This window comes from Paraglaciecola sp. T6c (assembly GCF_000014225.1).
Classification (GTDB): Bacteria; Pseudomonadota; Gammaproteobacteria; order Enterobacterales; family Alteromonadaceae; genus Paraglaciecola; species Paraglaciecola atlantica_A.
This window is the reverse complement of record NC_008228.1, coordinates 1,654,572-1,681,454: the sequence shown is the minus strand read 5'-3', so window position 1 is coordinate 1,681,454 and position 26,883 is coordinate 1,654,572. Positions and strand designations below refer to the sequence as shown.

General features: G+C 43.6%; 29 protein-coding genes and 1 pseudogene. 17 read left to right on the top strand and 13 right to left on the bottom strand.

The features are described from left to right. Nucleotides 1-105 precede the first annotated feature (105 nt). Nucleotides 106-435, bottom strand: coding sequence for a Grx4 family monothiol glutaredoxin (locus tag PATL_RS07160; protein ID WP_011574239.1), 330 nt, complete (start codon nucleotides 433-435; stop codon nucleotides 106-108). A gap of 266 nt (nucleotides 436-701) precedes the next feature. On the opposite strand from PATL_RS07160, the gene sodB reads away from it, so the two are divergent. The 7 genes from sodB to PATL_RS07125 all read left to right on the top strand — a co-directional run bounded on the left by sodB (nucleotide 702) and on the right by PATL_RS07125 (nucleotide 7,663). Further along, the gene (gene sodB / locus PATL_RS07155; RefSeq protein ID WP_011574238.1) at nucleotides 702-1,283 is read left to right on the top strand and encodes a superoxide dismutase [Fe]; all 582 of its coding nucleotides are present in this window, start codon (nucleotides 702-704) and stop codon (nucleotides 1,281-1,283) included. A 287-nt stretch (nucleotides 1,284-1,570) separates the two neighbouring features. Beyond that, nucleotides 1,571-3,493, top strand: coding sequence for a PrkA family serine protein kinase (locus PATL_RS07150; protein ID WP_011574237.1), 1,923 nt, complete (start codon nucleotides 1,571-1,573; stop codon nucleotides 3,491-3,493). Nucleotides 3,494-3,546: 53 nt separating this feature from the next. After that, nucleotides 3,547-4,830: a YeaH/YhbH family protein gene (locus PATL_RS07145; RefSeq protein WP_011574236.1), complete on the top strand. Its 1,284-nt coding sequence runs from the start codon at nucleotides 3,547-3,549 to the stop codon at nucleotides 4,828-4,830. Between the two features lie 3 nt (nucleotides 4,831-4,833). Continuing rightward, nucleotides 4,834-6,399, top strand: coding sequence for a SpoVR family protein (locus tag PATL_RS07140; protein WP_011574235.1), 1,566 nt, complete (start codon nucleotides 4,834-4,836; stop codon nucleotides 6,397-6,399). Between the two features lie 66 nt (nucleotides 6,400-6,465). Then, nucleotides 6,466-6,759 carry a VF530 family DNA-binding protein gene (locus PATL_RS07135; RefSeq protein WP_011574234.1) on the top strand — a complete coding sequence of 98 codons (294 nt, stop codon included), beginning with the start codon at nucleotides 6,466-6,468 and terminating at the stop codon, nucleotides 6,757-6,759. Nucleotides 6,760-6,778: 19 nt separating this feature from the next. Beyond that, nucleotides 6,779-7,273 (top strand): M48 family metallopeptidase, encoded by a 495-nt coding sequence (locus tag PATL_RS07130; RefSeq protein ID WP_011574233.1) that lies wholly within the window; start codon nucleotides 6,779-6,781, stop codon nucleotides 7,271-7,273. Between the two features lie 21 nt (nucleotides 7,274-7,294). Continuing rightward, the gene (locus PATL_RS07125) at nucleotides 7,295-7,663 is read left to right on the top strand and encodes a YacL family protein (RefSeq protein WP_011574232.1); all 369 of its coding nucleotides are present in this window, start codon (nucleotides 7,295-7,297) and stop codon (nucleotides 7,661-7,663) included. Between the two features lie 252 nt (nucleotides 7,664-7,915). Here the strand turns inward: PATL_RS07125 and PATL_RS07120 are convergent, their stop codons facing one another. Next, nucleotides 7,916-8,236, bottom strand: a complete 321-nt coding sequence (locus PATL_RS07120; protein WP_011574231.1) for a hypothetical protein — start codon at nucleotides 8,234-8,236, stop codon at nucleotides 7,916-7,918. Nucleotides 8,237-8,457: 221 nt separating this feature from the next. On the opposite strand from PATL_RS07120, the gene PATL_RS07115 reads away from it, so the two are divergent. Beyond that, complete coding sequence (locus tag PATL_RS07115; protein ID WP_011573751.1) at nucleotides 8,458-9,666, top strand: IS4-like element ISPat1 family transposase; 1,209 nt, start codon at nucleotides 8,458-8,460, stop codon at nucleotides 9,664-9,666. Nucleotides 9,667-9,767: 101 nt separating this feature from the next. On the opposite strand, the gene PATL_RS07110 is transcribed toward PATL_RS07115, so the two are convergent. Continuing rightward, nucleotides 9,768-10,106, bottom strand: a complete 339-nt coding sequence (locus PATL_RS07110) for a helix-turn-helix domain-containing protein (protein ID WP_011574230.1) — start codon at nucleotides 10,104-10,106, stop codon at nucleotides 9,768-9,770. 283 nt (nucleotides 10,107-10,389) lie between these two features. Between PATL_RS07110 and PATL_RS07105 the strand changes: the two genes are divergently transcribed. The 3 genes and pseudogenes from PATL_RS07105 to PATL_RS07095 all read left to right on the top strand — a co-directional run. Then, nucleotides 10,390-11,373: a hypothetical protein gene (locus tag PATL_RS07105; protein WP_011574229.1), complete on the top strand. Its 984-nt coding sequence runs from the start codon at nucleotides 10,390-10,392 to the stop codon at nucleotides 11,371-11,373. Nucleotides 11,374-11,580: 207 nt separating this feature from the next. Further along, entirely contained in the window at nucleotides 11,581-11,769 is a 189-nt protein-coding gene (locus PATL_RS07100) for a hypothetical protein (protein ID WP_041713485.1), read from the top strand. Between the two features lie 701 nt (nucleotides 11,770-12,470). Beyond that, nucleotides 12,471-13,118: pseudogene (locus PATL_RS07095) on the top strand (IS110 family transposase); the annotation flags it as partial. A gap of 22 nt (nucleotides 13,119-13,140) precedes the next feature. Here the strand turns inward: PATL_RS07095 and PATL_RS07090 are convergent. The 5 genes from PATL_RS07090 to PATL_RS07070 all read right to left on the bottom strand — a co-directional run bounded on the left by PATL_RS07090 (nucleotide 13,141) and on the right by PATL_RS07070 (nucleotide 15,362). Continuing rightward, the gene (locus PATL_RS07090; RefSeq protein ID WP_041713484.1) at nucleotides 13,141-13,479 is read right to left on the bottom strand and encodes a hypothetical protein; all 339 of its coding nucleotides are present in this window, start codon (nucleotides 13,477-13,479) and stop codon (nucleotides 13,141-13,143) included. Nucleotides 13,480-13,558: 79 nt separating this feature from the next. Next, a complete protein-coding gene (locus PATL_RS07085; RefSeq protein WP_011574227.1) occupies nucleotides 13,559-13,984 on the bottom strand; it encodes a hypothetical protein in 426 nt (141 codons plus the stop codon). Nucleotides 13,985-14,086: 102 nt separating this feature from the next. Beyond that, on the bottom strand, nucleotides 14,087-14,320 hold the full coding sequence (locus tag PATL_RS07080) for a hypothetical protein (protein WP_041713481.1): 234 nt from the start codon (nucleotides 14,318-14,320) through the stop codon (nucleotides 14,087-14,089). Between the two features lie 154 nt (nucleotides 14,321-14,474). Then, the gene (locus PATL_RS07075; protein ID WP_011574226.1) at nucleotides 14,475-14,888 is read right to left on the bottom strand and encodes a DUF6678 family protein; all 414 of its coding nucleotides are present in this window, start codon (nucleotides 14,886-14,888) and stop codon (nucleotides 14,475-14,477) included. 78 nt (nucleotides 14,889-14,966) lie between these two features. Further along, the gene (locus PATL_RS07070) at nucleotides 14,967-15,362 is read right to left on the bottom strand and encodes a hypothetical protein (protein ID WP_011574225.1); all 396 of its coding nucleotides are present in this window, start codon (nucleotides 15,360-15,362) and stop codon (nucleotides 14,967-14,969) included. Between the two features lie 629 nt (nucleotides 15,363-15,991). On the opposite strand from PATL_RS07070, the gene PATL_RS22880 reads away from it, so the two are divergent. From PATL_RS22880 to PATL_RS07060, 4 genes are all read left to right on the top strand, one after another. After that, nucleotides 15,992-16,381, top strand: a complete 390-nt coding sequence (locus PATL_RS22880; RefSeq protein WP_049765859.1) for a phage integrase N-terminal SAM-like domain-containing protein — start codon at nucleotides 15,992-15,994, stop codon at nucleotides 16,379-16,381. Next, entirely contained in the window at nucleotides 16,336-16,629 is a 294-nt protein-coding gene (locus tag PATL_RS22875; RefSeq protein ID WP_367643728.1) for a hypothetical protein, read from the top strand. The genes PATL_RS22880 and PATL_RS22875 overlap by 46 nt, the downstream gene beginning before the upstream one ends. 55 nt (nucleotides 16,630-16,684) lie before the next feature. Further along, nucleotides 16,685-16,846, top strand: a complete 162-nt coding sequence (locus tag PATL_RS22870) for a tyrosine-type recombinase/integrase (RefSeq protein WP_232283297.1) — start codon at nucleotides 16,685-16,687, stop codon at nucleotides 16,844-16,846. Nucleotides 16,847-16,955: 109 nt separating this feature from the next. Further along, a complete protein-coding gene (locus PATL_RS07060) occupies nucleotides 16,956-18,824 on the top strand; it encodes a choice-of-anchor I family protein (protein ID WP_011574224.1) in 1,869 nt (622 codons plus the stop codon). Nucleotides 18,825-18,875: 51 nt separating this feature from the next. Here PATL_RS07060 and PATL_RS07055 read toward each other — a convergent pair whose 3' ends face one another. Together PATL_RS07055 and PATL_RS07050 are read right to left on the bottom strand one after the other, a co-directional pair. Next, on the bottom strand, nucleotides 18,876-19,277 hold the full coding sequence (locus PATL_RS07055; protein WP_011574223.1) for a BLUF domain-containing protein: 402 nt from the start codon (nucleotides 19,275-19,277) through the stop codon (nucleotides 18,876-18,878). Nucleotides 19,278-19,425: 148 nt separating this feature from the next. Beyond that, nucleotides 19,426-20,709, bottom strand: coding sequence for a cation:proton antiporter (locus PATL_RS07050; RefSeq protein WP_011574222.1), 1,284 nt, complete (start codon nucleotides 20,707-20,709; stop codon nucleotides 19,426-19,428). A gap of 425 nt (nucleotides 20,710-21,134) precedes the next feature. Here PATL_RS07050 and PATL_RS07045 point away from each other — a divergent pair, with 425 nt between their 5' ends. Continuing rightward, nucleotides 21,135-22,466: a Na+/H+ antiporter NhaC family protein gene (locus PATL_RS07045; protein WP_011574221.1), complete on the top strand. Its 1,332-nt coding sequence runs from the start codon at nucleotides 21,135-21,137 to the stop codon at nucleotides 22,464-22,466. Nucleotides 22,467-22,557: 91 nt separating this feature from the next. Here PATL_RS07045 and PATL_RS07040 read toward each other — a convergent pair whose 3' ends face one another. From PATL_RS07040 to PATL_RS07030, 3 genes are all read right to left on the bottom strand, one after another. Beyond that, a complete protein-coding gene (locus PATL_RS07040) occupies nucleotides 22,558-24,339 on the bottom strand; it encodes an alpha-amylase family glycosyl hydrolase (protein ID WP_011574220.1) in 1,782 nt (593 codons plus the stop codon). A gap of 69 nt (nucleotides 24,340-24,408) precedes the next feature. Beyond that, a complete protein-coding gene (locus PATL_RS07035; protein ID WP_011574219.1) occupies nucleotides 24,409-24,759 on the bottom strand; it encodes a GlcG/HbpS family heme-binding protein in 351 nt (116 codons plus the stop codon). 87 nt (nucleotides 24,760-24,846) lie between these two features. Beyond that, the gene (locus PATL_RS07030; RefSeq protein WP_011574218.1) at nucleotides 24,847-25,824 is read right to left on the bottom strand and encodes an aldo/keto reductase; all 978 of its coding nucleotides are present in this window, start codon (nucleotides 25,822-25,824) and stop codon (nucleotides 24,847-24,849) included. A 147-nt stretch (nucleotides 25,825-25,971) separates the two neighbouring features. Here PATL_RS07030 and PATL_RS07025 point away from each other — a divergent pair, with 147 nt between their 5' ends. Then, nucleotides 25,972-26,853 (top strand): LysR substrate-binding domain-containing protein, encoded by an 882-nt coding sequence (locus PATL_RS07025; protein WP_011574217.1) that lies wholly within the window; start codon nucleotides 25,972-25,974, stop codon nucleotides 26,851-26,853. Nucleotides 26,854-26,883 lie beyond the last annotated feature (30 nt).

Below are 26,883 nucleotides of genomic sequence, written 5' to 3'. Positions count from 1 at the left end.
GGAACAGGACACAAATAAAAAAAGAGTCCTACAGGACTCTTTTTTTATGGATGACTAACTGTTCTAAACGCAGCCAATCGACGTCGTTTAGAGCAACAGGCTTTGTTACTTATCAGCGCGTTTTTCAGCGCTTTCTTTAACGATTGTTTGCAATTCGCCCTGCTGAACCATTTCCATGATGATGTCACAACCACCAATAAGCTCACCGTCGATCCACAACTGTGGAAAAGTAGGCCAGTCAGCGTATTTTGGCAATTCTGAACGAATGTCAGGGTTTTGCAGAATATCAACGTAAGCAAACTCTTCGCCACAAGACATCAATGCCTGTGATGCCTGAGCTGAAAAGCCACAGTTAGGCAATTTAGGTGACCCTTTCATATAAAGAAGAATGGGGTTTTCACTGATTTGTTGCTGAATTTTTTCAACTGTTTCCATAAATATTCTCACTCAAAATTTTATTAACGCTAGTAATGCGGTCAAGTTTACCGTTTTCAAGGCAATATACCAATGCTGCCTTGTGATCTTTATTGGTTTCAAATTATTATCAAGCTTACCCCTTGTAATGTACCTTAAGCGCCCTAAGATCGGTGACTGGGTTTCAGGATAACTTTGGACAAACCGTTTTATATTCGTGTATAAAACATTAGCGTTTACACAAGGTTAGACACACGATTTTTGTTAACTTTAAATGGAGAATTATCATGGCTTTCGAACTACCAGCTCTTCCGTATGAAAAAAATGCTTTAGAACCACATATCTCAGCTGAAACGTTGGAATATCACTACGGCAAGCATCACGCGACTTATGTTACTAAGCTAAACGGCTTGGTTGAAGGTACTGATATGGCGAATAAAGATCTTGAAGAGATCGTTAAATCGTCAGAAGGCGGAGTTTTCAATAACGCTGCTCAAATCTGGAACCACACGTTCTACTGGAACAGCCTAAGCCCTAATGGCGGCGGCGAGCCAACTGGCGCTCTTGCTGATGCAATCAATGCTAAATGGGGTTCTTTCGCAGACTTCAAAGCCGCATTAAACGACAAAGCAGTTAACAACTTTGGTTCAAGCTGGACTTGGCTTGTAAAAACTGCTGATGGCAGCCTAGACATCGTTAACACTAGCAACGCAGGTACCCCGTTAACGGATGCAAGTGTTACCCCTCTACTAACAGTAGATTTGTGGGAACATGCTTACTACATCGATTATCGTAATGCTCGTCCTAAGTACCTTGAAGGTTTTTGGGCACTAGCAAACTGGGATTTCGCAGCGAGCAACTTCGCTTAAGCGGTTCTGGTCTGATTAACGTAATCAGAAGATGATTTAAAAGCCTCGATAAATCGAGGCTTTTTTGTATCTGCTGTCTTCCCGCTTGTGCCAATAATAGACGCCTGTTCATACTCCATTCAGTCTTGCCTACTTTGCGCTTCTTTTGCGCCAACTTCGTTAGTGCTTAAAAATCAGTTTTTAGCATTCTCTAGAAAATATTGTTCTAAATCTGAAACATACAAATGCCAATAAGGGTCTAATCTTACCAGTGAAGCCAGAAAATTTTCTATATGTGAGGTCGAGTTATGGGAATTTTAGAGCAATATCAGACACGGTACGAAGCCCGTAAAGAAGAAGAATTAACCATCGACGAATTCTTAGAAATCTGTAAAACAGATGATTCAGCATACGCCAATGCAGCAGAACGTCTTCTTAAAGCAATCGGTGAACCAGAAATGGTCGACACCGCCAAAGATGCCACCTTAAGCCGTATTTTTTCTAACCGAATCATCGCTCGTTACCCAGCGTTTGACGGATTTTATGGCATGGAAGAATCAATAGAACAAATCGTGTCTTACCTTCGGCATGCTTCTCAGGGGCTGGAAGAAAAGAAACAAGTGTTATACCTGCTTGGCCCTGTCGGTGGTGGCAAGTCTTCTTTAGCAGAGAAGCTAAAAGAACTGATGCAGCAACAGCCAATTTACGTACTCAAAGACTCCCCGGTGAACGACCACCCCCTTAGTTTGTTTGATTCGAATGAAGACGGCTCATTGCTGCTTAACGAGTATGGTATTCCACATCGCTACCTAAGAACCGTCATGTCACCATGGGCACGTAAACGCTTACATGAATACAACGGGGACATCCGAAAGTTTAAGGTGGTCAAGTTACACCCTTCAATACTCGATCAGATTGCGGTTGCTAAAACCGAGCCCGGTGATGAGAACAACCAAGACATCTCCGCCTTAGTCGGCAAAGTGGATATCAGGCGTTTAGAGCACTTTGCCCAGAATGACCCTGATGCCTACAGCTATTCAGGAGCATTGTGCCGCGCAAACCAGGGCCTAATGGAGTTTGTGGAGATGTTTAAGGCGCCTATAAAAGTGCTTCACCCCTTGTTAACCGCCACTCAGGAAGGTAATTACAATTCCACCGAAGGATTGTCTGCCCTGCCCTTTGAAGGCGTAATATTGGCCCACTCAAATGAGTCAGAGTGGCAAACCTTTCGCAATAACAAGAACAATGAAGCCTTTCTTGACCGTGTATTTATTGTCAATGTGCCATATTGCTTGCGCGTATCAGAAGAAATGCAGATCTATCGCAAACTCATCGATAACAGTGAACTATCCGGTGCCCCATGTGCCCCAGACACGCTAGAAACCCTAGCCCAGTTCAGTGTGTTATCTCGTTTGAAAGAGCCTGAAAACTCAAGCATTTATTCAAAAATGCGGGTGTACGACGGTGAAAGCTTGAAAGACACGGATCCTAAGGCCAAGTCCTATCAAGAGTACCGAGATTACGCAGGTGTGGACGAGGGCATGCAAGGTCTATCGACCCGCTTTGCATTCAAAATATTGTCTCGCGTCTTTAATTTTGATCCACAGGAATTGGCCGCCAACCCAGTGCATTTATTTTACGTACTCGAGCGCCAGATTGAACGTGAGCAATTCGCCAGCGAAATTGCTGATAAATACAAAGAACATTTAAAAGGTTATCTGATCCCCAAGTACGTGGAATTTATTGGTAAAGAGATCCAAACCGCGTATTTAGAATCCTATTCTGAATACGGTCAAAATCTGTTTGACCGATATGTCATTTATGCGGATTTCTGGATCCAAGATCAGGAATATCGAGATCCTGAAACCGGCCAGCTATTTGACAGAGAAGCGCTGAATACTGAGCTTGAGAAAATTGAGAAAACCGCAGGTATAAGCAACCCTAAAGATTTTCGCAATGAAATAGTCAATTTCGTGCTGCGCGCTAGAGCCAATAATAAAGGCAAGAACCCAAGCTGGACCAGCTACGAAAAATTACGCACTGTGATTGAAAAGAAAATGTTTTCCAACACTGAAGATCTATTACCCGTTATATCGTTTAACAAAAAAGGCTCTGCGGAAGACGAGAAAAAACACGATGATTTTGTCGCCCGTATGGCCGAAAAAGGCTACACCCAAAAGCAAGTCAGATTGTTATGCGAATGGTATTTACGGGTGAGGAAATCTTCTTAATGTGGCACTGGTAAACAACAGCGCTCCAATGGAATCCATTGAGGTAAAGTAGTATGGCCCATTTTATTGATCGACGGCTCAACGGCAAAGGAAAAAGTACAGTCAACCGCCAACGTTTCCTGCGCCGTTACAAGGAGCAAATTAAGAAGGCGGTGTCTGATTCAATCAACAAACGCAGTGTCACCGACGTGACCAGTGGTGAAAAAATCGGCATTTCCAGCCGAGATATATCTGAACCAATTTTTCATACAGGTAAAGGGGGTGCCAGAAGCATCGTGCATCCCGGCAATGATCAATTCACCGCGGGGGATAAGATCAAACGCCCCGATTCGGGTGCAGGACAAGGCGGGGATAGCAACGCCAGTGATAGCGGTGAGGGACAAGACGACTTTGTTTTTCAAATTTCAAAAGACGAATATCTAGATCTTCTTTTTGAAAATCTGATCCTGCCGAATCTCGAGAAAACACAGCAGGATAAACTGGTTGAATATGAAAGCTATCGAGCGGGATTTGTATCAGACGGTGTCCCGAGTAATTTAGATGTAGTGCGATCTTTAAAAGGGTCGGTAGCTCGACGCATCGCCCTCAGTGCCGGTAAAAAAGCGCAATTAAAGTTACTGCAAGCGCAGCTTGCTGAAGCCCTCGAATCTAGTCTGCCTGATCAACATATGCTGGCAAAGCTAAAAGAAGAGATAACGCAGTTGGAAAAGGCGATTGCTCGCGTGCCCTTCATCGATACCTTCGACCTGCGCTTTCGCAATTATCAAAAACGCCCCATACCTTCAAGCAAAGCCGTTATGTTTTGCCTAATGGATGTGTCGGGTTCAATGGACCAAGCCACCAAAGACAAAGCCAAACGATTCTATATCTTGCTGTATTTATTCTTAACACGCACCTACAAGGACGTCGAGGTCGTCTATATACATCACCACACTCAAGCCAAAGAGGTCGACGAACAAGAATTTTTTTATTCAACAGAAACCGGCGGCACGATTGTATCAAGTGCCTTAGTATTGATGAAGCAAATCATAGAGCAGCGTTTCTCTCGTCATGAGTGGAATATATACGCAGCACAGGCATCTGATGGAGATAACTGGACAGACGATTGCGCCAAGTGCACTGAATTACTCGAGAAGAGCTTGCTGCCTGCGGTGCGTTACTTCGCTTATATCGAAATTACTGCACGTCAACATCAAAAGCTCTGGCATGAATATGAAAAGCTCAGCGAAACCCATAATAATTTTGCCATTAAGCATATTGTTGATGTTGATGACATTTACCCAGTTTTCAGGGAGCTGTTCGACCAAGGCATAGAAAAACAATCAGGAGTGGCTTAGCTTATGAAAAATACTCAAGCAGATGTGCAGCACAAGCAAACTTCAGATGTGCTAAGCGATGGCCCCGACTGGACTTTCGAGCTTTTGACCGAATACGAACAAGAGATTGATCGCGTAGCGAAACATTATGGCTTAGACATTTATCCCAACCAGATAGAAATTATTACCGCTGAACACATGATGGATGCCTACGCGAGTATCGGTATGCCGGTTAATTACGCCCATTGGTCTTATGGCAAGAAATTTATTCAATCAGAGCAAAATTATCGCCGCGGCCAAATGGGATTGGCCTACGAAATCGTTATTAATTCAGACCCTTGCATCGCCTATCTAATGGAAGAGAACACCATGCCTATGCAAGCACTGGTAATAGCCCATGCTTGTTACGGCCATAACTCGTTTTTCAAAAACAACTATCTTTTCAAAGCATGGACAGACGCTAGCTCTATCATAAACTACTTATTATTTGCCAAAAATTATGTGGCTAAGTGCGAACAAAAATATGGTGTGAGTGAAGTCGAGAATGTGCTCGACTCTTGTCATGCGTTGATGAATTTCGGCGTTGACCGCTACAAACGGCCGCAGAAAATATCCATGCAGATCGAGCGGGAGCGCCAGCAAAATCGTGAGCAACATATCCAATCTCAAGTGAATGAATTATGGCGTACCTTGCCCAAGTCTGAAGCTAAAAGCAGTGAACCTAATCGAAGGTTCCCTTCTGAGCCACAAGAAAATGTGCTCTATTTTATCGAAAAGAACGCCCCCTTGTTGGAACCTTGGCAACGAGAATTAGTACGTATCGTGCGTAAAGTATCTCAGTATTTTTACCCACAAAAACAGACGCAGGTTATGAACGAGGGGTGGGCCTGCTTTTGGCATTACCATATACTTAACCATCTCTACGATGAGGGTAAACTCACAGATAAGTTTATGCTCGAGTTTTTACACAGCCATACCAATGTGGTGGCACAACCGGCATATAATCAACCGAATTATTCAGGCCTCAATCCATATGCACTCGGCTTCAATATGTTTATGGACATAAAGCGCATTTGCCAATCACCCACTGATGAAGACCGCCAATGGTTTCCTGAAATTGCAGGCAAAGATTGGTTGGAAACAGTCCACTTCGCTATGCAAAACTTTAAGGATGAAAGCTTTATCAGTCAGTTTATGTCACCAAAGCTAATGCGTGATTTTAAGTTTTTCGCCATTGAAGATGATGAACAAAACGCGTTTCTCGATGTTTCCGCCATTCATGACGAAGCCGGTTATCACGCCATCAGAGAGAAGCTATCCGCGCAATATAACTTGAGTAATCTTGAGCCAAATATACAAGTGTATGATGTAGACTCCCGAGGCGACCGCTCTTTAACCTTGTCATATTTACCACAAAACGGTGTTCCACTGGCTGACAGCCAACATAAAGTGTTAAAGCATCTACATCATTTGTGGGGATTTTCTGTTAAATTAGAGCAAATAGACGAACACGGTTCACGGCAAACACTTGCTACCTACCCGGATCAGCCGGTAGAGAATTCACAACCCCTAACAGGCATCATAATTTAGCGTACCTCCTGGTCCTAACGTCGCAGATTATATTGCCCAATATCAAACTATTTCAGATGTGACAGAATGACAGTTCAAAAAAACAATCCCTTGCACGGCTTAACCTTGCAACACATAGTGGAAACACTGGTCGAAAAGCTAGGTTGGGAGCGAATGCACGAGCAAGTAAAAATCAATTGTTTCAAAAGCGATCCAAGCGTTAAATCAAGCTTAAAGTTTTTACGCAAAACGCCTTGGGCTAGAGCCAAAGTCGAAGAGCTTTATTTGTATACCACTAGAAGCAAATCTTCATCCCCTAAGAAAACCGTTCAAGCGCCCGCTTCTACTGGTGAATTTGTTTGGCCTGAGCCTAAAAAGTAGAGTCATTAATATTTATACAATGAAGTACTTAGCTGCATACCCTGGACACCTGCAAGACAAAATAGAGCAGCTCCTTGAGCAAGATAAATTAAAAGACTATTTGCTCAAATGCTATCCCCATGCGCATGACGTGAGCAACGACAATGCATTACGGCAATATGTTATGGGCCTAAAGAACCGTTTTATGCGTAAGTCTGCACCGCTTAGTAAAATCGCATTTGATCCAAAAATACATGTGGTTAACCATGCGTTAGGTTTACACACGTATGTTTCACGGGTGCAGGGCGCGAAACTCAAAAGCAAGAATGAGCTTCGCGTGAGTACGCTATTCAAACGTGTTCCAGAGCCCTTCCTCAATATGATTGTAGTGCACGAATTAGCACACCTAAAAGAGAAAGATCACAACAAAGCATTCTATCAACTATGTTTACATATGCTGCCGGATTACCACCAATTGGAATTTGATCTGCGAGTTTACTTAACTCAGATCGAAGCCCGGGGCGACATTTTTTAACTCAATCTTTTTGGACACCTAATGGATTATCAATTTATTCGCAATGATCGCGCAGAGCCTGCCGCCATTTTTGAAATGGGAGCGGAAACGCTCGGCTTATGGTTCAGTGAAGAGCTCGGTCGAGATCGCCAGAAAATAAAGCACTTGTTGGATGTTATTCAGCAATTAGAACACAAAGACATTGAGCAATATGCGTTGCAAGGGCGTGAATTCAATATGGATTTAACGCGAGATGAGATAGAAGTTTACGCGGCCATAACCCGAGATGAAGGCGAAATTGATATTCCTGAAGACACCGAATTATACGATCAGGAATCTATCTGCGGTTGCGGCTTAGAAGACTTCAAAGAAGTCCTGTTATCATGGCAACAATTTGTAGGCAGAATGTAGCTCACCGGTCGGATTCTTAGCGTCAAAATTGAATTTTCACCACCGCATTTAATCTGTTTGAGCTCACCCATATGATGATATTCGAGACAGACCGGTTTCGAACGACTCTGACAGACGGCTATGAGCGAAAGCGGTCATTGGTTTTAACTTTTCAATAACGGGCGCAGGCACGTAGGGCATTATGGCGAAGCCGCCCTGCGTATATGCGCCCTGCGAACGAAGTGAGAGAGTTGAGTGAGTTGTTATACCGTTTTAAAACGTCCTTAAGTACCCTGCTTGAAATAGCAGTTGCGTATTTGAATAGTCTCCAGAACCAACAGATATACCGGGTTCAATATAAAATCCGCCCCACGAAAATGTTGCCGATGCACCTACGTAGGTCCATTCGTCGACAAAATCATTTGAGTCTTCTAAACGAGAATAGCCTGCGATTACCTGTGCGCTTGAAAAAGCGCCTTCACGCTCAATAAATCTGTAACCGAGTTCGACACCACTGTATGAGTCGCCCCAATATCCACCTGCCACTTGTATGGGAATGTCAGCTACTTCACCTTTGTAAACGAAGTTGACCAACTACTGAGGTAGATAGAAGTGAGATTGATAAAGCAAGTAAGCATTTTTTCATGATAATTCCTTTTACTTGGTTAAAATTAAAAACTGCTAAAAACAAGATGCGGTATAACGCTTCGAACTAACGAATCCCCTCATAATTATGAGCAGAAACAATAACATAGACACGCATAGCGCCATTTGATCTAATAAATTTCGCCAAAAACCAACTAGATAACAACACCATGCGTGATATTCATATCTTACACGATTTGCTTAAAAAACAATGCCCTAATCTACATGCCAAACGTCTTTCCTCTTTGATGGTTGCCACCCAATCTTTGCTAGATGGTCAGCAACTGTCGTTGACCGAATTAGGACGCAATATCTCAGGCTCCGTGGCCCCGAAACACAACATTAAACGCATCGACAGGCTGCTTGGTAATAACAACCTACATAATGAACGGCTCGACATCTATCGTTGGCACGCAAAGCTACTTTGCGGTGCTAACCCCATGCCCGTTGTCCTTGTGGATTGGTCTGATGTGCGTGAGCAGCTCAGGCATTTAACCTTACGTGCATCGGTCAGTGTTCAAGGACGCTCTGTCACGCTTTATGAGCGCGTATTTTCATTCGGTGAATACAATTCACCTGTTAGTCATAATCCGTTTTTACGGGAGTTGGCGAGTATCCTGCCGTCGGGTTGTTGCCCGTTGATTGTGACCGATGCAGGCTATCGTAACCCTTGGTTTCGTGAAGTCGAAAAGCATGGATGGTTCTGGCTAGGCCGAGTGCGCGGTGATGTGGGATTTAAGCGGGATGGGCAAGCATCATGGCAAAGTAATAAGTCGTTTTATCCCAGTGCAAATTCTCGGGCCAAATACCTTGGGTGTGGGCAATTAGGGCGTAAAAGCCCGCTTCATGCACACCTACATTTGTACAAAGCAAAGGCCAAACATCGAAAGGATAAACGCTCTTCAAAGGCAGGGCGAAACCACACCGCCCAGCAAAGCTATCGTGCGGGTAGCAAAGAGCCTTGGCTACTCGCCACTAACCTTCCCGAGAACGATAAACTTAACTCAAAACAGCTGGTTTCTCTTTACGCAAGACGAATGCAAATAGAAGAAACCTTCCGCGATATTAAAAGCCCTCAATACGGCATGGGACTGCGCCACAGCAACAGTCGCAGTACCAAACGATTCGACATATTACTGCTGATAGCGATGCTCGCAGAATGGCTATTACGGCTACTCGGTATCATCGCCGTGAAGCAAAACTGGGAAAGAGCATTTCAAGCTAACACCATCCGTCGTCGGCGCGTGTTATCTATTATTAGGCTAGGCAGAGAAGTCAGGAAAAGGGCAAAAGATTACAGGATGAACTCAGCCCAAATGACATGGGCTATCGCCCAATATATTACCTGGGTTCACAAAGAAGGAAGACCAATTCTATGAGGGGATCCCCCAGCGCTTCGAATATAAGGCGAGTTAGGCTTGCTAAAATTGGCGACGAGTGAGCTCGTCAAGACGTGACGAGTCCTTTCATAAATCGCTTGTTATATGTACTCTACCGTGAAAATAAAAGCGATTATAAATGCCACAAAAAATGCGACTAGTGTTGCTTTTATATTCGTATGATCAATTTGATATCTAACTACACTTAAGAAAGTTGGAACCATATCAATCGGAGGATCTTCTTTCTCTATAAGATCATTTGTCTGAATATCATAAGCGGAACAAATTGACATAACTGATTCAGGTGAAGCGACTCCTGATTTTTCGATGCGCTGAACTGTTCTTAAACTTATCCCTGCAACATCAGCGAGGTGTGATTGACTCCACGCCTTAGATTCTCTTAATTTCTTTAACTTTCTAACGTTTAATTGCATTTCCATAATTACTTCCTCAAAGATAAAATCTCAAGTTATTATCGTAAGAAAGCTCCTATATTGATACGTCATTTATATGACATACTTTGACAGATTAGCGCCACCAGCGTGCCAGTAAGTATAACGCCTCATTCTAACGAATCCCCTCATAATTATGAGCAGATACAATAACATAGACACGCATGGCGCTATTTAAGAATTTATATAGAGACACCCATGATAAAAATGGTCAATTTTCAGGGCTGAACTAGACTTGATTGGTGTTTCATTTTTGTCAGGTAAATGGACTATGCCTCAACCTCGAAAAAGCCAAATTAGTTTAATCGATACGCCCTATTACCATTGTGTTTCCCGGTGTGTGCGGCGTTCTTTCTTGTGTGGAATGGATAAATACTCTGGCCAGAGTTACGAGCATCGTCGGGCTTGGGTTGAAGAGCGTTTATTGTTTTTATCTACGGTATTCGCTATAGACATTTGTGCCTATGCGGTCATGAGTAATCACACGCATGTGGTGCTATGTGTGGATAAAGCCTTGGCTGATAATTGGGATAACGATGAAGTGTTGAGGCGTTATCACAAGCTGCACAGAGGTACATTGCTGACTCAGAAGTTCATGAATGGCGATACGCTGAGCCAAGGAGAGCTAATCACCTTTGATGAGACCGTTGAAACCTATCGGCAACGTTTGTACGACATAAGCTGGTTTATGCGTGACTTAAATGAGTATGTTGCTCGTGAAGCCAATAAAGAGGATGGCTGCACTGGCCGTTTCTGGGCGGGGCGATTTAAATCTCAGGCCTTATTAGATGAAAGTGCGGTGCTAGCATGCATGGCCTATGTAGATTTAAACCCCATTCGTGCAAAAATGGCAAAAACACCCGAAACGTCAAAGCACACCAGTATCGAAAAACGTGCGCAGGCGATTAAAAATAAACGAGAGCAACCGAGTGCTTTAATGCCGTTTGTAGGTAATCCTCGTGAAAAAATGCCTCGAGGTATGGCTTACTCACTCAAAGACTATTGTGAATTGGTAGACACGACAGGCCGATGCATTCGTGATGATAAGGCCGGTCATATTGATAATACTCACAGTCCTATTCTTCAAAGATTGGGATTAGACGCTGCTCAGTGGTTAACATTAACAACTGAGTTCGAAAAACACTTCTGCTACGCAGCTGGCGCGGAGCAAATGATGAATGCTTTTAAGCGCCACACCCATCATCAACGGCTGCGGGGAATGACTAAAGCAAAAGAATTGCTAATGCGCGGCTAAATCAATTCGAACAGTACATACCATGCATATCTTTTAGGCTACTCCCTTGCCCGAAAATTGACCTTGCGCTGGATTTTCTCCTTCCACGCTTAATATTCCAGTAGAAATCCCTAATCATTCAAATGAAAAGTACTTTAATGCTTGTTGAGGGGTATTCCCCCCTTCTAAGCAGAAGAGTTTTTGATACGATTCTAAAGATGGGTGTCTGTGTTAATAGTTCTTCTACAAAGATTAGGCTTAGATGCTGCTCAATGGCTAACCTTAACCACTGAGTTCGAAAAACACTTCTGCTACGCAGCCGGTGCGGAGCAAATGATGAATGCATTTAAACGCCATACCCATCATCAACGTCTGCGAGGAATGACCAAAGCGAGAGAGTTGTTAAGGCGCGCCTAAATCAATTTTGAACACTACATATCATGCATACCCTGTAGCCTACTCCCTTACCCGAAAATTGACCTTGCGCGCCGTTTCCTTCCTCTACGCTCACTTTTCCAGTAAAAATCCCCAATCATTCAAATGAAAAGTACTTTAATGCTTGTTGAGGGGTATTCCCCCCTTCTAAGCAGAAGAGTTTTTGATACGATTCTAAAGATGGGTGTCTATGTAATTATCTATGTAATTATGTACGCCTAAATCAATTTCGAACACTACATATCATGCTTATCTTGTAGCCTACTCCTTTGCCCGAAAATTGACCTTGCGCGCCGCTTACCTTACTCAACGCTCAATATTCTAGGAAAAATCCCCAATCATTCAAATGAAAAGTACTTTAATGCTTGTTGAGGGGTATTCCCCCTTCTACGCAGAAGAGTTTTTGATACGATTCTAAAGATGGGTGTCTTTGTTAATAAGAGAGTTGTTAAGGCGCGCCTAAATCAATTTCGAACACTACATATCATGCTTATCTTGTAGCCTACTCCCTTGCCCGAAAATTGACCTTGCGCGCCGCTTACCTTACTCAACGCTCAATATTCTAGGAAAAATCCTCAATCATTCAAATGAAAAGTACCTCAACGCTTCTTTAGAGGCATTTCCCCATTCTGAGCAGGTGTGCTTTTTAATGCGATTCTAAAGGTGGGTGTCTATGTAATTGTTCTCAATTGATTGCTCATTATGGTGAGGCTATTCAGCCTAAGTTATCTCAACTAAAACCAGATACCATGCAGGCTATGAGTGATTTAGTCGCAAGGCGAAATCAATTGCTCGTCATGCAAACAATGGAAAAGAACCGCCTGCAAATTCTACCAAAAGAACTCGCCATGACCATCAAACCTATTCTCACTGCCTTTAAAAATCAGATAACCAAAATCGAGAATAAAATTGTCGCGCTCATTGAATCTTGTCCTGATTATCAAGCGAAGAATTGCATCTTACAGAGCATGAAAGGAATAGGAAAAATAGCCTCCGCTTCCATCATCAGTAACCTGCCAGAGTTAGGTTACATGACTAACAAACAAGCCTCTGCGTTAGTCGGTGTGGCTCCCATGAATCGAGAAAGTGGGCGCTATAAAGGGTTGCGGAAAATCCAAGGTGGCAGACATCAAGTCAGAACCGTTTTGTACATGGCGATGATGTCAGCGATACAAAGTAACCCCGTATTTAAGGAAACATATCAACGATTAGTCGCAGCAGGAAAGCCTAAGAAAGTGGCTATTATTGCGTGCATTAGAAAGATGGTTGTTACCTTAAATTCAATGCTCAGAGACGGGGTCATGTGGGAAGCGCCAAAGGCTACAAATTAGCTATTGACGCCATAGTCTCTTGTTAGGTGCGTTCATAAACATACCTAAGTTCGCTGCTAAATAAAGGTTTGTAAACTGTGATTTTGATTTCTTGGTCCAACTGGCAATAGCTTTCACACCTCACCATAATGAATGTTCCGTCCTGAAGTTTCACCTTAGCTAAATCTATCTTACGGATACTTCTGTTACCACCTCCAAGTGGTCGTTGAGAAATAGAGTAAACTTTGCCTTCTAGAGTGCCACTTTCGATTCCTGTCACAACTGTAAACTGAAATAGAACAGCCAGAAGAATAAGTATTAGAGCTGGGATACCTAGAATAAAAATTGGTTTATTAGTGAGTAAATATGTAGGTTTTCCCATAAGCACCTAACGCCCCAAGCAGCGGAAAACACGAACGCTTTGGCGCAGCCAGTGAGTGGTTTTCCGATGACTTGGCTTGTTATACGGCACGTTTAAAGTAGCCAATGCTAAAATACAAACTTACAATAAATAAGCTAGTTAGATAGCTAAACGCTAGCCAAGGATAAGCAACATCCTCGAAACAATAACTGTATTGAATTGTTCTAGTTGCTTCGCCGCACTCAATGTTTGTAAAGACTGCTTTAGCTAAAAAAACACACGCTGAAGTAAATGCAACTAAACAAAAAAGATAAATTAAAAAATTTATCTGAGTTGCAAACCAGTAGATACCAAAAGCTATTCCAATAACTGGAACAGTATCAGCAAAAGCACCTTTGGCGTAGGCATAAACAGTTACAGCAGCAATAACTAGAATCAAACCAGCAAAGCCTATCCAAGTCCCTAAAAATTCAAACTTGGAATCCCCGTGGTTAGCTAACTTAATTTTTACTTTATAGCGCTGCATGTTTGTCTCGCCGTATAACGCTTAACATATGGGGATTTTAGGAGCGCTTTTCAGCGAGTAAAATTCCCACCATAATGTTTTTGTTAGGTATATTTTTCAAAGTTAACTTTTTGACTTTTGGTTTTTTTTAACTTCAAAGTAAGCATATACCCACGAAAAAACAATTAAAACCGGAATGAAAATAACACATGCGAGTAACAAGCCATCGGGTTTGAAAACGCCATATTTAGCATACTTAACGCTTACTCCTACGGCTGTAATAATAGAAATGGCAAGAAATATGATAATAAAAACAAACTTTGCTTCTTTTACAACAATCTGATCAGTCATTTTCATTTGTTATTTACCAATTACTTTCAATTTATTACTCGTCAAAACTCGCGCTATACCTAACGCCTCATTCAGAGGCTTAAAATTGATGGCTAAAATAGCGAGGCACGAGCAATAGCCAGCTGTTTTTAGTCCTTTGCAGTGATTTGTTATAAGCCATTTACTCATGACCTACAATACGTAAACCACGTTTAGTTTTTAGAATTTTAAAATGACCAATAGAATTAAGAATTTCTTCAATTTGTTGAATATTTTGCTCGAAGTTTAAAAATGCTACTTTGGGCTCAATTGGATCTTTAGCAATTATAGGGATCTCCAACCATTCAATTCTTCGATAGGCAAAAGGCCCAACAATTAGCCCCATATCACCAACAAACTTACCCATAAGAGCATCTGATTTGATAAATCTATCTTGGAATTCAGAATCTAAATCTACAAATTTCCAATAAGCTGATCTAATCTCTATAGGATCTAATGCCGTAAATAACTTGCGCCATTTTGCATTAGACATATGAGACACTTCAAATTTTAGTTTAATTAGCTTTTTGAGTTCTTCTTCAATTCTAGCGGGCAATGCAAATATCCTGACGGCTTATAACACCAAATTAAGCGGCGTTGCCCGCTCTTGGCAATGTCCGCTTGAATTTTTTTGTTATGTGCCACTGACTGTTACCTTAGGGGGTTCGTAACTTAAAATATTTACGCAGCCATTGGTCGTGACAATAAAGTATTCATGTAAAGCTGAGCCTTTACTGAGAGTTAATATTCCTTTTTGCATATCCTCTCCATCGAGCCATCCACCGTTAATTATTTTGAATAGATTATAAAAGCGAAAATTTTGATTGTCCCAATAGTACAAGAGGTCACCCTCGTCTAAATATCTAAAGCCGCTTATAGCATCAAATTCAATAGTGACATCTATTCTTTGGCTTTCTTCATTAACCGTGTCTACCAAGAACAAGTAACCATCGTTACCACATTCAATCTTATAAATATCACTTTCGTGATAGTTTGAGCAGGTTTTTGGCCCAATTGGCACTACTTCCATGAACACTCCCTGAGCACATAACGCTTCAATAATACGTGTAGCTAGTTTGGCGGTTTTATTGTGTTGTTTGCAATAGAAAATGACAAACAAGTGGAATCGTATTTATTGACTTGTTCTCTGGCAGACAGACCTTAGTCGTTTTGGCTGCGAAGATTGGGAAATTCGCAAAAATGGTACTTGAGAGGGAGTTCATTACCTTAAGCTTAGTTAGAGGTCTGTATGGAAATTAACGCGTATTTCAACAGCCTCATAACTAAGCTTAAGGGTTGAAGAACAGTATAGTCCCGTCAAGTCTCCTTGCTAGATTTTATTGTCCTTAAAACAGCGTCAAATATACTGTTTATTTATACAGTAAAATGTTCTATATGGACTATAATATCTAGGTTTACCTCTTCCCAATTCCAAGAGAACAATTTAATAAGGCGCAACTTGCGCGTTTTTCTACCGAGCTACCGCTCGTTTTTATCAATACTGCCATGATTATCAAGTTTATAAAAGTCACCGCAGGCGATGGCTGCAAGTTAATAAAGCGAGTTAATTTTACGACGCAAACGCGCGATTGGGTCGTTTGCTTGAATATGGGGGAAAGGCTGCTTTAACTGCATATTTATACAAGTAAAGTGAAGGTCATGAAAACAAAGTCTCCCTTCCTAAATCACATTACTGAGTTCATATTGCTAAGACAGTATTCTCCAAGGACTGTGTCACCTTATTTGAAGTGGATCTCTACTTTTATTATCTTTCACGGGAAACGTCACCCTCCATCAATGGGAGATAATGGAGTGGAACAATACCTTGAACATTTGGCGCTGAATGCCAATGTGTCACCGCGCACTCAAGCTACTGCATTAAATTTACTATCGTTTCTTTATAAGCACATTATCAAGAATGAGCTGTCTCTTAATTTGAATTTTGCCAGAAGTAAACGCCAACCCAAACTGCCCATTGTTATGACGCAGGATGAAGTGAAGCTGTGCAACTTCGCGTGCAAGATATCGACTTCGATTATAAGTGTTTAAGGGCCTACAATGGTAAAGGCAAAAAACACCGAGTCGTTACTTTGGCAACGGAGCTTATTCCATTACTTAGAAATCAAATAGTGCAGGTTGATGAACACCTGAGACTTGATATTCAGAATGAGCAATACGCCGGCGTTTGGATGCCTCATGCGCTAGCCAAACGTCCCCTTCAGCGAATAAGTCGCTCCCGTGGCAGGTCTTGTTTCCCTCTCATAAACTTAGCGCAGATCCAGAAACAGGTGAGATAAGAAGGCATCATTTTCATCCTTCTTGCGTTCGCAACCGGTCAAACAAGCTGTATTGGTGTCGGGGTTAACTAAACCGATCACGCCTCATACTTTGAGGCACTCATTGGCAACCCATTTACCACAATCTGGCGCAGATATCCGAACGGTTCAGGTCAAGCCTGCTTTCTCACCTAAGCAATTTTCTGATGTTTGCTCTTCCCCCAGTTTTGTTTTTTAAAAAAGTCGTCGTCACAATTTGTTCATTTTATTGTCGTTAAAGAGTCACATGGCCACTCTAAGTTGTTGGGCTGCGTTTACCCAAGACAATTAAAAAAAAGGAACAAGCAGTGCAACCACTCAATAAAGTGTTAAAACTTAGTATGTTAACTATGGCGGTCGTTTTTGGCCTTTCAGGCTGTGCCCTTGACGGTGATGACGGGCAAGATGGCGCCGCAGGTGTTGACGGCGCAAATGGCACTGACGGAGCCGATGGCCAAAGCCTGCCCCGTGACGTAAACATTGAAGTGGTGGGCCGCTTTACCGCCGGGGGCATAGAGGTGTTTGGTAAGAGTGCTGCTGAAATCGTTCAGTTTCACCACGCTTCGACTACCGCATTCGCGATTAACTCTGCCGTTAATCAAATTGAAGTGATTGATTTATCGGGTTTAACCACCGCTGCTGTGGCTAACCCGTTTTCTGATGCCAGTTTACAATCTAGCGCGTTTACATTTGCTGATAGCGTAACGGTAAAAGATGAGGCAAATGCAGATCAAACCATCACCTTAGGAGCAGCCAACTCCATTGCCATTAATGGTGACATGCTGGCGATTGCGGTCGAGGCCAGTGTGAAAACCAGTCAAGGTGCCGTATTGTTTTACCGTTTAGATGCTACTGGCCAAGGTACCTTTATCAAGGCGGTTGCCGCAGATGCTCTGCCGGATATGGTGGCGTTCAACCCTGATGGCAGCAACGTATTAGTCGCTAATGAAGGTGAGCCAGACACAAATTACGCAGTTGACCCACAAGGCAGTGTGTCCATGATCACCATCGAAGATGGTGTTCCAGCTGACACAGCAGAAACGATTAATTTCACCACAGATATGACGTTTTCAAGTGACACACTTGATGATGAAGATTTTGACACGGATGCAAAGCGCAAGGCGTTGCTGCAAGCGTCAGGGGTTAAATTTGCTGGCCCAGCGGGCATGACAGTCGCGCAAGAATTAGAGCCTGAGTACATTACCTACGCAGCAAACGGTAAAACTGCCTATGTATCACTTCAAGAAAGTAACGCTATTGGCATTCTCGATTTAGAAGACATGACGATTGAAGTGCGTGCCCTTGGCTTTAAAGATTGGAATGATTTTGAATTAGATTTCACTAATAAAGATGAACTCCCTAATTTTAGCAATGTAGACGGCCTGTACGGCATGTATCAGCCAGATACAATCACGTCATACCAATACAATGGCGCGACCTTTATTTTATCAGCCAATGAAGGGGATTCTCGTGATTATGACGCCTACTCGGAAGAAGTCAGAGTCGCGGATATTATTGATGAAGATGAACTGAATATGACACTCTCCCCTAGCTTACAAGCCACATATGATCTAAGTGGTGGCGATGATGGTCTGGGGCGTTTAAAAGTCACCACAGCATTGGGAGATGCAGATCAAAACGGCGAGTTTGAAGCCTTGTACGCTTACGGCGCGCGCTCGTTTTCTATCTGGGACCAAAACATTAATCTTGTGTACGATTCTGGCGATGACTTCGGTAAGATTTCAGCCGCTATTTTAGGCAATGACTTTAATAGCGCCCACACCGAAAACAAAGGCGACAACCGCTCTGATGATAAAGGTGGCGAGCCTGAGGCCATTACCGTAGGGGAGATAGAAGGTCGAACTTACGCATTTATTGCCCAAGAGCGATCTGGTGATCTGTTCACTTACGATGTCACAAATCCATTTAATGTTGCTTATGTGGCCCATTACAACAATCGGGATTTCAGCACAGACTTCGAGTTAGACGATGATTTAAACAATCCTTGCGATGAAGCCGAAGGCATGGACTGCAGCGAAGTTGCCATATCGGGTGACCTGGGGCCCGAAAGCATTCAATTTGTCGCCCCAAGTGACAGCCCAAATGGTAATGCACTATTGATTATCGGCAACGAAGTAAGCGGTACAGTGACTATTTATCAAGTGACTGAGAAATAAAAAATATTGCATAAAACCTTGGTCAAATGCTTTGACCAAGGTTACATCTTCTTATACCTGCTTGAGTAATAACCCGATGCCACTGTGATGTTCTGGCGAGAAGTTTTCGCGTTTGGCAAAATCACTGAGTATAAAAGCCGCATCTTGCTCTTGCTGGGATTCGAGTAAACTCGAGAACCCCATAGTCCAGTCACCAAACTCACGTATACCAGTGCTTTTCGTCATCACCAAGCGAACATTTTTATGCCGAGGATCCTGCTTTATTTTGGCATACAGCTGATTAACCTTCACTTCATCACCTTCAATCACCTGAAAAAAGTGGCGAGACACCGTAATCAGCTTACCGCTTATCCCCTGCTCACTATTGATTGCTCTGGCTGAGATAAGGATGTCTTGCAAATCGTTTTCATCGAGCGATTTTGCAAAATCGCTTACGTAAATCAATTGAAACATAACACCTAACCTTCTTACTCAATAGGGAATGAATAAACGTCTAGCTTACTCGGTAAATCAACTGAGTAAGCTAGACGTTAGTCTAATGACTTATTCACCTTTTCTGGCCTGAAAGATCAAGTATCAAACGCACAGGTGAGCAAGATGCCTAATTGTTAGACTCAGCAGCGGCAATACTCTTCTTAATCAAAGGAGCAATGGTTAAGCCTTGTACCACGATGGAAAAAATAACCACTATGTAGGTCACGATGACCATTAAATTATGCAAATTATGACCATTGCCTAACATAGTGTCATTAGGAATAGACGCCGCCATCGCGAGCGCTAAACCACCTCGTAAACCACCCCAAGTCAGAATACGTACCGAGTTTAAGTCGTAGCGCCTAAACTGCCTAAAGACTAAGTAAGGAGTGCCAACACTTATGAAGCGCGCGAATAACACGGCGGGGATCATACAAAGACCAATCAAGATCTCGTCTAATGATAGGGTCATACTGACAATCAGCATGCCGATCAGCAAGAACAACAAAGCATTTAGGAAGGTATCTGTGGCATGCCAGAAGTTCTTGATAAAGCGGATACTAGAAATTCGTGCTAAAGGCGCACCTTTTGAGCGGGTGACATTGCCGATGAAAATTCCGCACATCACCATCGCCAGCGCACCTGATACATGCAATGCGATCGCAAGCGCATACCCCGCAGACGGAATGGCCAAGGTGACTAATAAGCGAACGTTAATATCTGGACTTTTTATGATCAAGTAATGGGCAATCACCGCCAGCACTAAACCAAAAATAATTCCCCCTACCGCTTCTGTTAAGAACAGCTCAGCAACGCTGCTAACTGTTGGCTCAACACCGCTAAATGCAACAGCAAACAGAGTAGAAAAAATAACCAAGCCTACCCCGTCATTGAACAAGGATTCTCCTTCGACTTGAATCGAAATGTTTTTAGGCGCCTGCATTTGTTTAATGATCGCGAGCACAGCGATGGGATCTGTGGGGCTGATAAGCGCACCGAACAACAAACAATATATAAACGGCACATCCCAACCAAATTGCGCTAAAACAAAGGCGCTTAAATACCCGACTATGATGGTAGAAACAAGGGTAGAAAACAGCACGAGTATGGTGATTTCCCATCGCTGGCGACGCAAAGCGCGTAAATCAATCTCCATAGCCCCTGCAAATAATAAAAAGCCCAACATGCCATTAAGCAGAATCTGGTTAAAGTTTAGTCTGCTGACCACATTGATAAGCGACTGGGCAGAGTCATCCCCCAGCAGTTTAACTGCTAAAATCAATAACAGAGAAATCACCACAGAGCCCGTCGTAATAGCGATAGTCGTTTGCAGTTTAAGCACGAATTGATTGGTGAAAGCGATAAGGACAGCCAGTGCCCCTAAAAAACAGATTAGATTCCAAGCGTCCATGGACGTTCCTATAGATTAATTGGCTTGTGTGTTGTTGTCGACGTCATGGCAGAAGCGCCAAGGAGAAAACCGAAGCGCACTGGTTTCAGCTGCACAGGTTCGACATAACAATTAGGTATTAATTTGACGCGGGGATAATACCCCATGCCGTTTAACACGCCTGTTAACATTGATGCGCAAAGTGTTATGGAATGTAACGCTGATGCGTTTTGAGCCTTAAGCCATAAAAAACGTTACCTATGATCACCATTTCGTTTTGAACGACCTATTGCACGCAATAACGACACAACTTCAATTACCCTCATTGCCATACAATCATGCAAGCACCTGATCATATTGGAAAATATTGCTATTTAACTAACTAAACTTGCTATTTTCCCCCAGACAGTTAGTATTTTAGACGTCTAAACGTCCATGGTACAATTATGCAACCTCCTTCACCTTCGTTAAATCCTTATTCGACTAGCGCTAAACTCGCGCTATTGCCACTGCTCACCTTCTTGGTGCTGTTTTTGGGTGTCGGCTTTTATTATCAGGCGCAAGGCGTGGAGTATGCTTTTTATCAGTTGCCCTCCCCGTCAGCATTGCTGCCTGCGGTGATACTCGCTGTATTGCTGTCAAAGGAACCCCTTACCCAAACCATGGCGCGATACGTCGAAGGAGCGGGTCACAGCAATATTATCACCATGTGTTTTATCTATTTATTAGCGGGTGCGTTTTCCGCCGTGGCTAAAGCCACTGGGGGAGTAGACGCAACGGTAAGCGTAGGGCTGAGTATTATTCCTGCCCAATTTATCTTGCCTGGGTTGTTTTTAATCGCGGGCTTTATTGCCACCGCTATGGGCACATCTATGGGCACACTTGCAGCCCTTGGCCCAGTGGGGTTGGGCGTGGCCCAAGCCACTGGTATCGAGCCCGCTTTGGTGGCAGGCGTATTGGTCAGCGGCGCGATATTTGGCGATAACCTATCAATCATTTCTGATACCACTATCGCCGCAACACGCACACAAGGCTGTGAAATGCGCGATAAATTCAAGGCTAATTTACATCTCGCTTTACCGGCTGCCCTGATTGTCATCGTGCTACTGGTCATATTAGGCGAAACTGGCGAAGCAAATATCCCCCAAGGCACCAACGGCTGGCTAGCCCTGCCCTATGTACTGATTTTAGTGTTGGCGGTTGCCGGGGTAAATGTGTTCGCAGTGCTGGTGATTGGTATCTTGTCTAGCGCAATTATTGGTATGAGTATCACTGATTACCAACTGGTTTCTGTGGGGCAAGATGTATATGCCGGTTTTGGCCAAATGCAGGAGATTATGATCTTGTCGCTGATGCTCGGCGGATTATCCGAACTCATGCGCCAACAAGGGGGGATCGATTTCTTGCTAGCGTCCATCAGCAAGCTTATTCGCGCTTTATCGTTACCCATTAAAATTGGCAACTCGTTAGGTATCGCGGTACTTATCAGCGCCTTAAATGTCTGTATTGCCAATAATACCGTATCGATTATTGTCGCCGGTAGCACGGCGAAAGCACTCGCAGAACAAGGCGGTATTGAGCCCAAGCGCAGTGCCAGCCTGCTTGATATTTTTGCTTGTGTCGTACAAGGGCTAATCCCTTACGGCGGGCAGTTATTGATTATTGGCGCAACGTTTTCACTGTCGCCAGTAGACGTCATCCCCTATTCGTTTTACTGCTTTATTCTTGCTGGTGTCACCTTACTAAGCTTTATTTGGCGCGCTAAAAAAGCACGCTAAACCATATAAAAAGGCTTACGCGCAGAGGTTAATGCATCGCTTATGCAATAACATCTGCGGCTTTTGCTGGTAAAAATAAAGTCGTTTTCATTTATTTGGCTTGGTACAAAGCGAAGCTCAGTGCAGGTACGGTCACTTTAATCACACCATCGCTTAAGTTGAACTTAGTCGCTTCGACCAGCCCTTCATAATGTGTAGATTGCGCAGGCAACGTCAAGCTAGCGGCTTCAGTACCGGCATTAAACACCGCTAAATACTCTTTGCCTTGTGGTAATTTACGAGCAAATGCAAACATCATCGAGTCCTCATTAAAATACCGGCTCTCATATTGCCCTCGGCGCAATGCCTCATGTTGATGCCTTAGTTGCGCTAAGTCACCCAGCGCCAGATAAATCGGGTGCAGAGGGTCAAAGTTGTTATCCGCGGTGCTCGCGCTGCTTCCCAGCAACGGATCGTCGTTGTCGCTGGCCACCAAAGAAGGGAACATATCTTGTCTGGCGTTTACGTCATTACCGTCACCGGTAAACCCCTGCTCGTCTGCGTAATACACAACAGGTATACCGCGAGATAAATACATAAACGCATGAGATAAAATACTGCGTTGCAGTTTTTCTTCGTTGCTAGCATCAGGTACCCCTTGCTCGATAAAATAACCGGTGCGGCCCATATCGTGATTACCTAAAAAAGTCATTAATAAATCCGCTTGGCTGTCTTCATCTGTATATAAATCATCCTGAGCGAACAAGGCATCAATAGTTTGGGGGTTACGTTTGCGATAGAACACGTCAGCAGCGGCTTGTTGAAAACCGAAATCCAGCACGGATGGCAACTTACCTTGTGTGGTAAAGCGGCTTAATTGCGCTGGGTCTGGGTCATACACTTCACCGAAAATATGAAAATTAGGGATGCCCTGCTCTTGCGCATAAGCCATTATCGAAGGACTGAACGTCTGCCAAAATGGCATGCGCACATGGCGCACTGTATCAATTCTGAAACCATCGGGTTTAAATTCTTTGATCAAATCTTTGTAGATTTCGATCATGCCCTGCAACACCTTGGGGTTTTCTGTATCTAAATCATCGAGTCCACTGAAATCACCGTTTAACGAGCTCTCCCCAGTAAAGGTGGTATCCCCCTGGTTGTGGTAAAATTGCGGATCGTTTAGCCAAGCGGGTACTTTGACCGTTTGCTCCCTAAGCGGCACGAAAGGCGTGTAATCGTCACCCTCAGCAAGCTGCTGTAAAGATTTATACAAGCAGTGGTTCTCTGCCTTAAAATCACCGTTGGCATGATGGCACTCTTCATACTTCACCACGTCGGCAGTGTGATTAGTGATGATATCGAAAAACACTTTAATGCCTTTTTCATGTGCTGTGGCAATTAGGCTTTTAAGGTCATCGTTCGAGCCAAAATGCGGATCGATCTCTGTGAAATCCACTATCCAGTAACCATGGTGGGCAACGCCATCCCTTTGAACCGCTTTATTGCGCAATATGGGCGTCATCCAAATGGCGGTGATCCCCATGCCTTGCAGGTAATCAAGTTTCTGCTCAATGCCCTGCATATCACCACCATGAAAGCCTCGGTTTGACGTTGCATCGAAGCCACCAGCAGAAATACCGCCCTCTACAGCCCCATTATCATTGCTTGAGTCACCATTGTTAAACCTATCCGGCATCACGAAATAAAACACATCGTCGCGCACATCACGCAACAAATAGTTAGCGTTTGGCAGTTTGTTGTTCGCGGTATCGATGCCAGCGACCTTGCTCTCGCTTTTTACTGTGTGCTGCTTATCCTGATTTTCGGCGGTGCCACAACCAGTAATAACCACAGCAAAAAAAATAAGTGATAATGCTCTGCTCAATATCATGCTGCAGTGTCCTTCATCTTAGTTTTTACAGTAAAACCGCAATCTTCAATTGCTGCTATTCCTAAGGCTTCATCTTCTAATTCGCTTAAACCGCTCACGCCGACTGCCCCCACACTTTGTATCAACAAATACTGGCACACCACCTGCGATCCCAGTAAATTTAGCATCATTCCAATATCCCATGTCTTTATGGGTTTCTTGCGCCCACGTGGCAAGTTGGCGCGTAGTTTGTCGCTCTCGTGCTGCAGTATATGCCTTGGTTTGCGCCAAGACACCCGCTTGCAAGCTGGCGTCATCCATACGACTGAAGCACAACAGTTCACCGTGACCATCGGTGACACAAATCGCGATGTGTTGATTATTTGCACGCGCCGATGTTATGGCTGCTTGCATCATGTTTGTTGCTGTATTTAAATTCATCAATGCGCTCTTTTGATTTTATTTGCTGTTAATTGCGGCTGCTAGCTATTACTAAGTGGCAACTGATAATAAGTAAGTACACCCTCATTACGGTAACTCGTGGCCTTTAGCACTTTCATACAAGGCGTACCAATGTTCGCGACTGAGCTGAATATTCATGGCTTGGCAAGACGCCGCGATCCGCGCACAGTCTGTGGTACCAATAACGGGTTGTAGCTGCGCAGGGTGCCGCATTAACCAAGCGAGCACTATCGCTTCAGAGCTTGTGTTATAGATACCAGCTAGGGTTGCGACCAATTGACTAGTGCGTTGTACGGCATCCGATTGCTCCTTTACATCGCGCCCTGAATACACGCCCTGGGCTAAGCTCCCCCAACTTTGTAGTTGTATGTTTTGACGGCGACAGTATTCCAACGTACCCGACGTAAAATTGATGTCGCGCCCTTCACTGTTCCCCGCATAAACACCTTCATCGATCCAGTCTTGCTTAAGTAAACTGGCTTCAATTTGATTGGCCACTAACGGTTCATCCAATGCGCGTTGCAAGAAGGCGATTTGATGATGCTGCATATTGGACACGGCAAAATGATGTACCTTGCCTTCACGCTTTAAGGCCTCAAACACCCGAGCAATTTCTTCAGGTTGCATCAGAGGGTCCGGTCTGTGCAGCATAAGTACATCTAAATAGTCTGTGTTTAAACGTTGTAAGCTGCTCTCAACCGAGGCTTCGATCCAATCTGCTGACAGGTCATACCGTTTTGGGCCATTGGCATCCGCAAACCGGATCCCACATTTCGATTGAATATAAATTTGTTTACGTAACTGCGGGCGCTCACTAAGTACCTTGCCAAATACCTGCTCGGCTTTACCAAGCGTGTAGATATCTGCGTGGTCAAAAAAATTGATCCCTGATTCCAAAGCGGTATTCACGCAATCATTAGCCTGTTCGACATGCGCGTCAGTGATGGGTGAATCATCCCAATTGCCACCAAGGCCCATGCAGCCATAGGCAATTGAACTGACATTGGGTAAATAGTGAGCTAGGGGAAAATACGAACTTGTCATGACGGTCTCTTAAAGGAATATAGTGGTTGAGCACAGTGTAGTGAGTTAACAGCAAAGCAAAAGAGAGAGTTAATGAAAACATTGTTTGATATAGCGAACAATGGGGCGCTAGAATATCGATATTATTTTCCAGTGTGAACGTTTGCCATGAGCCGTGAACATAAAAAGTTTGAACGCTTAATTTTATTCAGTGAAGTAGCAAAGCAATTAAGCTTCACCCGCGCAGCACAAGTGCTTTCAATATCCCGTGGGTATTTGTCAGAACAAATTCGTAAGCTTGAACAAGACATGGATAAACATTTATTTATTCGCTCTACACGTCATGTATCGCTCACCGAGGAAGGGGCGCAATTATTGGCTGGCATGAATCAAATAAAGCGCTCACTACTGGCCCTAGAGCGTGAAATTCGCCACGACAATGATGCCCTCGAGGGCGAGCTACGCATCACTGCACCCAACCAATTTGCTCAGCGCTATATTCTGGATTTATGTGCTGAATTTCAAGCGTGCTATCCCGCCATTTCGGTCAGTGTTGATTGCAGCTACACCACTTATGACCTTTCTCAGAATGATTTTGATTTAGCCTTTAGAGCGACCAAAGCGCCCCCACAAAACATGGTTGCTAAGAAACTATTTAATTATCGTCATACCTGTTGTGCCAGTCCTGAGTATTTAGCTAAACACGGCGAACCCAAGCGCATTGAGGACTTAGGGGCGCATATTTGCTTATGTCAGTCGCCTAAGACCCACTGGCAATTTGCTGAGCACAAGGTGAATATTAATAGCCAGCTAGCGGTTAACGACAATTTTATTCTTAAGAAGCATGCCGTGGCTGGAAAGGGTATTATTTTAGTGCCCGAATATGTTGTCGAGGAAGAGGTTAGCTCAGGTGAGCTGGTTCCTTTGTTGGGCAGCGCATTAAGCCCAGACTTTGCCATGTATCTTATTCATCCCCAATTGATCCATCAATCGGCTAGGTTAAAGGCATTTATTGCCTTTACTCGAGAGTACTTTGATAACAGAGGTTGAGGATTGCTGAATAGGAGCTGCCATAAAAAA

Bases quoted from the DNA above. Each gene is read 5' to 3' on its own strand.
- PATL_RS07160 (WP_011574239.1), bottom strand. From the start codon at position 435: ATGGAAACAGTTGAAAAAATTCAGCAACAAATCAGTGAAAACCCCATT.
- sodB (WP_011574238.1), top strand. From the start codon at position 702: ATGGCTTTCGAACTACCAGCTCTTCCGTATGAAAAAAATGCTTTAGAA.
- PATL_RS07150 (WP_011574237.1), top strand. From the start codon at position 1,571: ATGGGAATTTTAGAGCAATATCAGACACGGTACGAAGCCCGTAAAGAA.
- PATL_RS07145 (WP_011574236.1), top strand. From the start codon at position 3,547: ATGGCCCATTTTATTGATCGACGGCTCAACGGCAAAGGAAAAAGTACA.
- PATL_RS07140 (WP_011574235.1), top strand. From the start codon at position 4,834: ATGAAAAATACTCAAGCAGATGTGCAGCACAAGCAAACTTCAGATGTG.
- PATL_RS07135 (WP_011574234.1), top strand. From the start codon at position 6,466: ATGACAGTTCAAAAAAACAATCCCTTGCACGGCTTAACCTTGCAACAC.
- PATL_RS07130 (WP_011574233.1), top strand. From the start codon at position 6,779: ATGAAGTACTTAGCTGCATACCCTGGACACCTGCAAGACAAAATAGAG.
- PATL_RS07125 (WP_011574232.1), top strand. From the start codon at position 7,295: ATGGATTATCAATTTATTCGCAATGATCGCGCAGAGCCTGCCGCCATT.
- PATL_RS07115 (WP_011573751.1), top strand. From the start codon at position 8,458: ATGCGTGATATTCATATCTTACACGATTTGCTTAAAAAACAATGCCCT.
- PATL_RS07110 (WP_011574230.1), bottom strand. From the start codon at position 10,106: ATGGAAATGCAATTAAACGTTAGAAAGTTAAAGAAATTAAGAGAATCT.
- PATL_RS07105 (WP_011574229.1), top strand. From the start codon at position 10,390: ATGCCTCAACCTCGAAAAAGCCAAATTAGTTTAATCGATACGCCCTAT.
- PATL_RS07090 (WP_041713484.1), bottom strand. From the start codon at position 13,479: ATGGGAAAACCTACATATTTACTCACTAATAAACCAATTTTTATTCTA.
- PATL_RS07085 (WP_011574227.1), bottom strand. From the start codon at position 13,984: ATGCAGCGCTATAAAGTAAAAATTAAGTTAGCTAACCACGGGGATTCC.
- PATL_RS07080 (WP_041713481.1), bottom strand. From the start codon at position 14,320: ATGAAAATGACTGATCAGATTGTTGTAAAAGAAGCAAAGTTTGTTTTT.
- PATL_RS07070 (WP_011574225.1), bottom strand. From the start codon at position 15,362: ATGGAAGTAGTGCCAATTGGGCCAAAAACCTGCTCAAACTATCACGAA.
- PATL_RS22880 (WP_049765859.1), top strand. From the start codon at position 15,992: ATGAAAACAAAGTCTCCCTTCCTAAATCACATTACTGAGTTCATATTG.
- PATL_RS07055 (WP_011574223.1), bottom strand. From the start codon at position 19,277: ATGTTTCAATTGATTTACGTAAGCGATTTTGCAAAATCGCTCGATGAA.
- PATL_RS07050 (WP_011574222.1), bottom strand. From the start codon at position 20,709: ATGGACGCTTGGAATCTAATCTGTTTTTTAGGGGCACTGGCTGTCCTT.
- PATL_RS07045 (WP_011574221.1), top strand. From the start codon at position 21,135: ATGCAACCTCCTTCACCTTCGTTAAATCCTTATTCGACTAGCGCTAAA.
- PATL_RS07040 (WP_011574220.1), bottom strand. From the start codon at position 24,339: ATGATATTGAGCAGAGCATTATCACTTATTTTTTTTGCTGTGGTTATT.
- PATL_RS07035 (WP_011574219.1), bottom strand. From the start codon at position 24,759: ATGAATTTAAATACAGCAACAAACATGATGCAAGCAGCCATAACATCG.
- PATL_RS07030 (WP_011574218.1), bottom strand. From the start codon at position 25,824: ATGACAAGTTCGTATTTTCCCCTAGCTCACTATTTACCCAATGTCAGT.
- PATL_RS07025 (WP_011574217.1), top strand. From the start codon at position 25,972: ATGAGCCGTGAACATAAAAAGTTTGAACGCTTAATTTTATTCAGTGAA.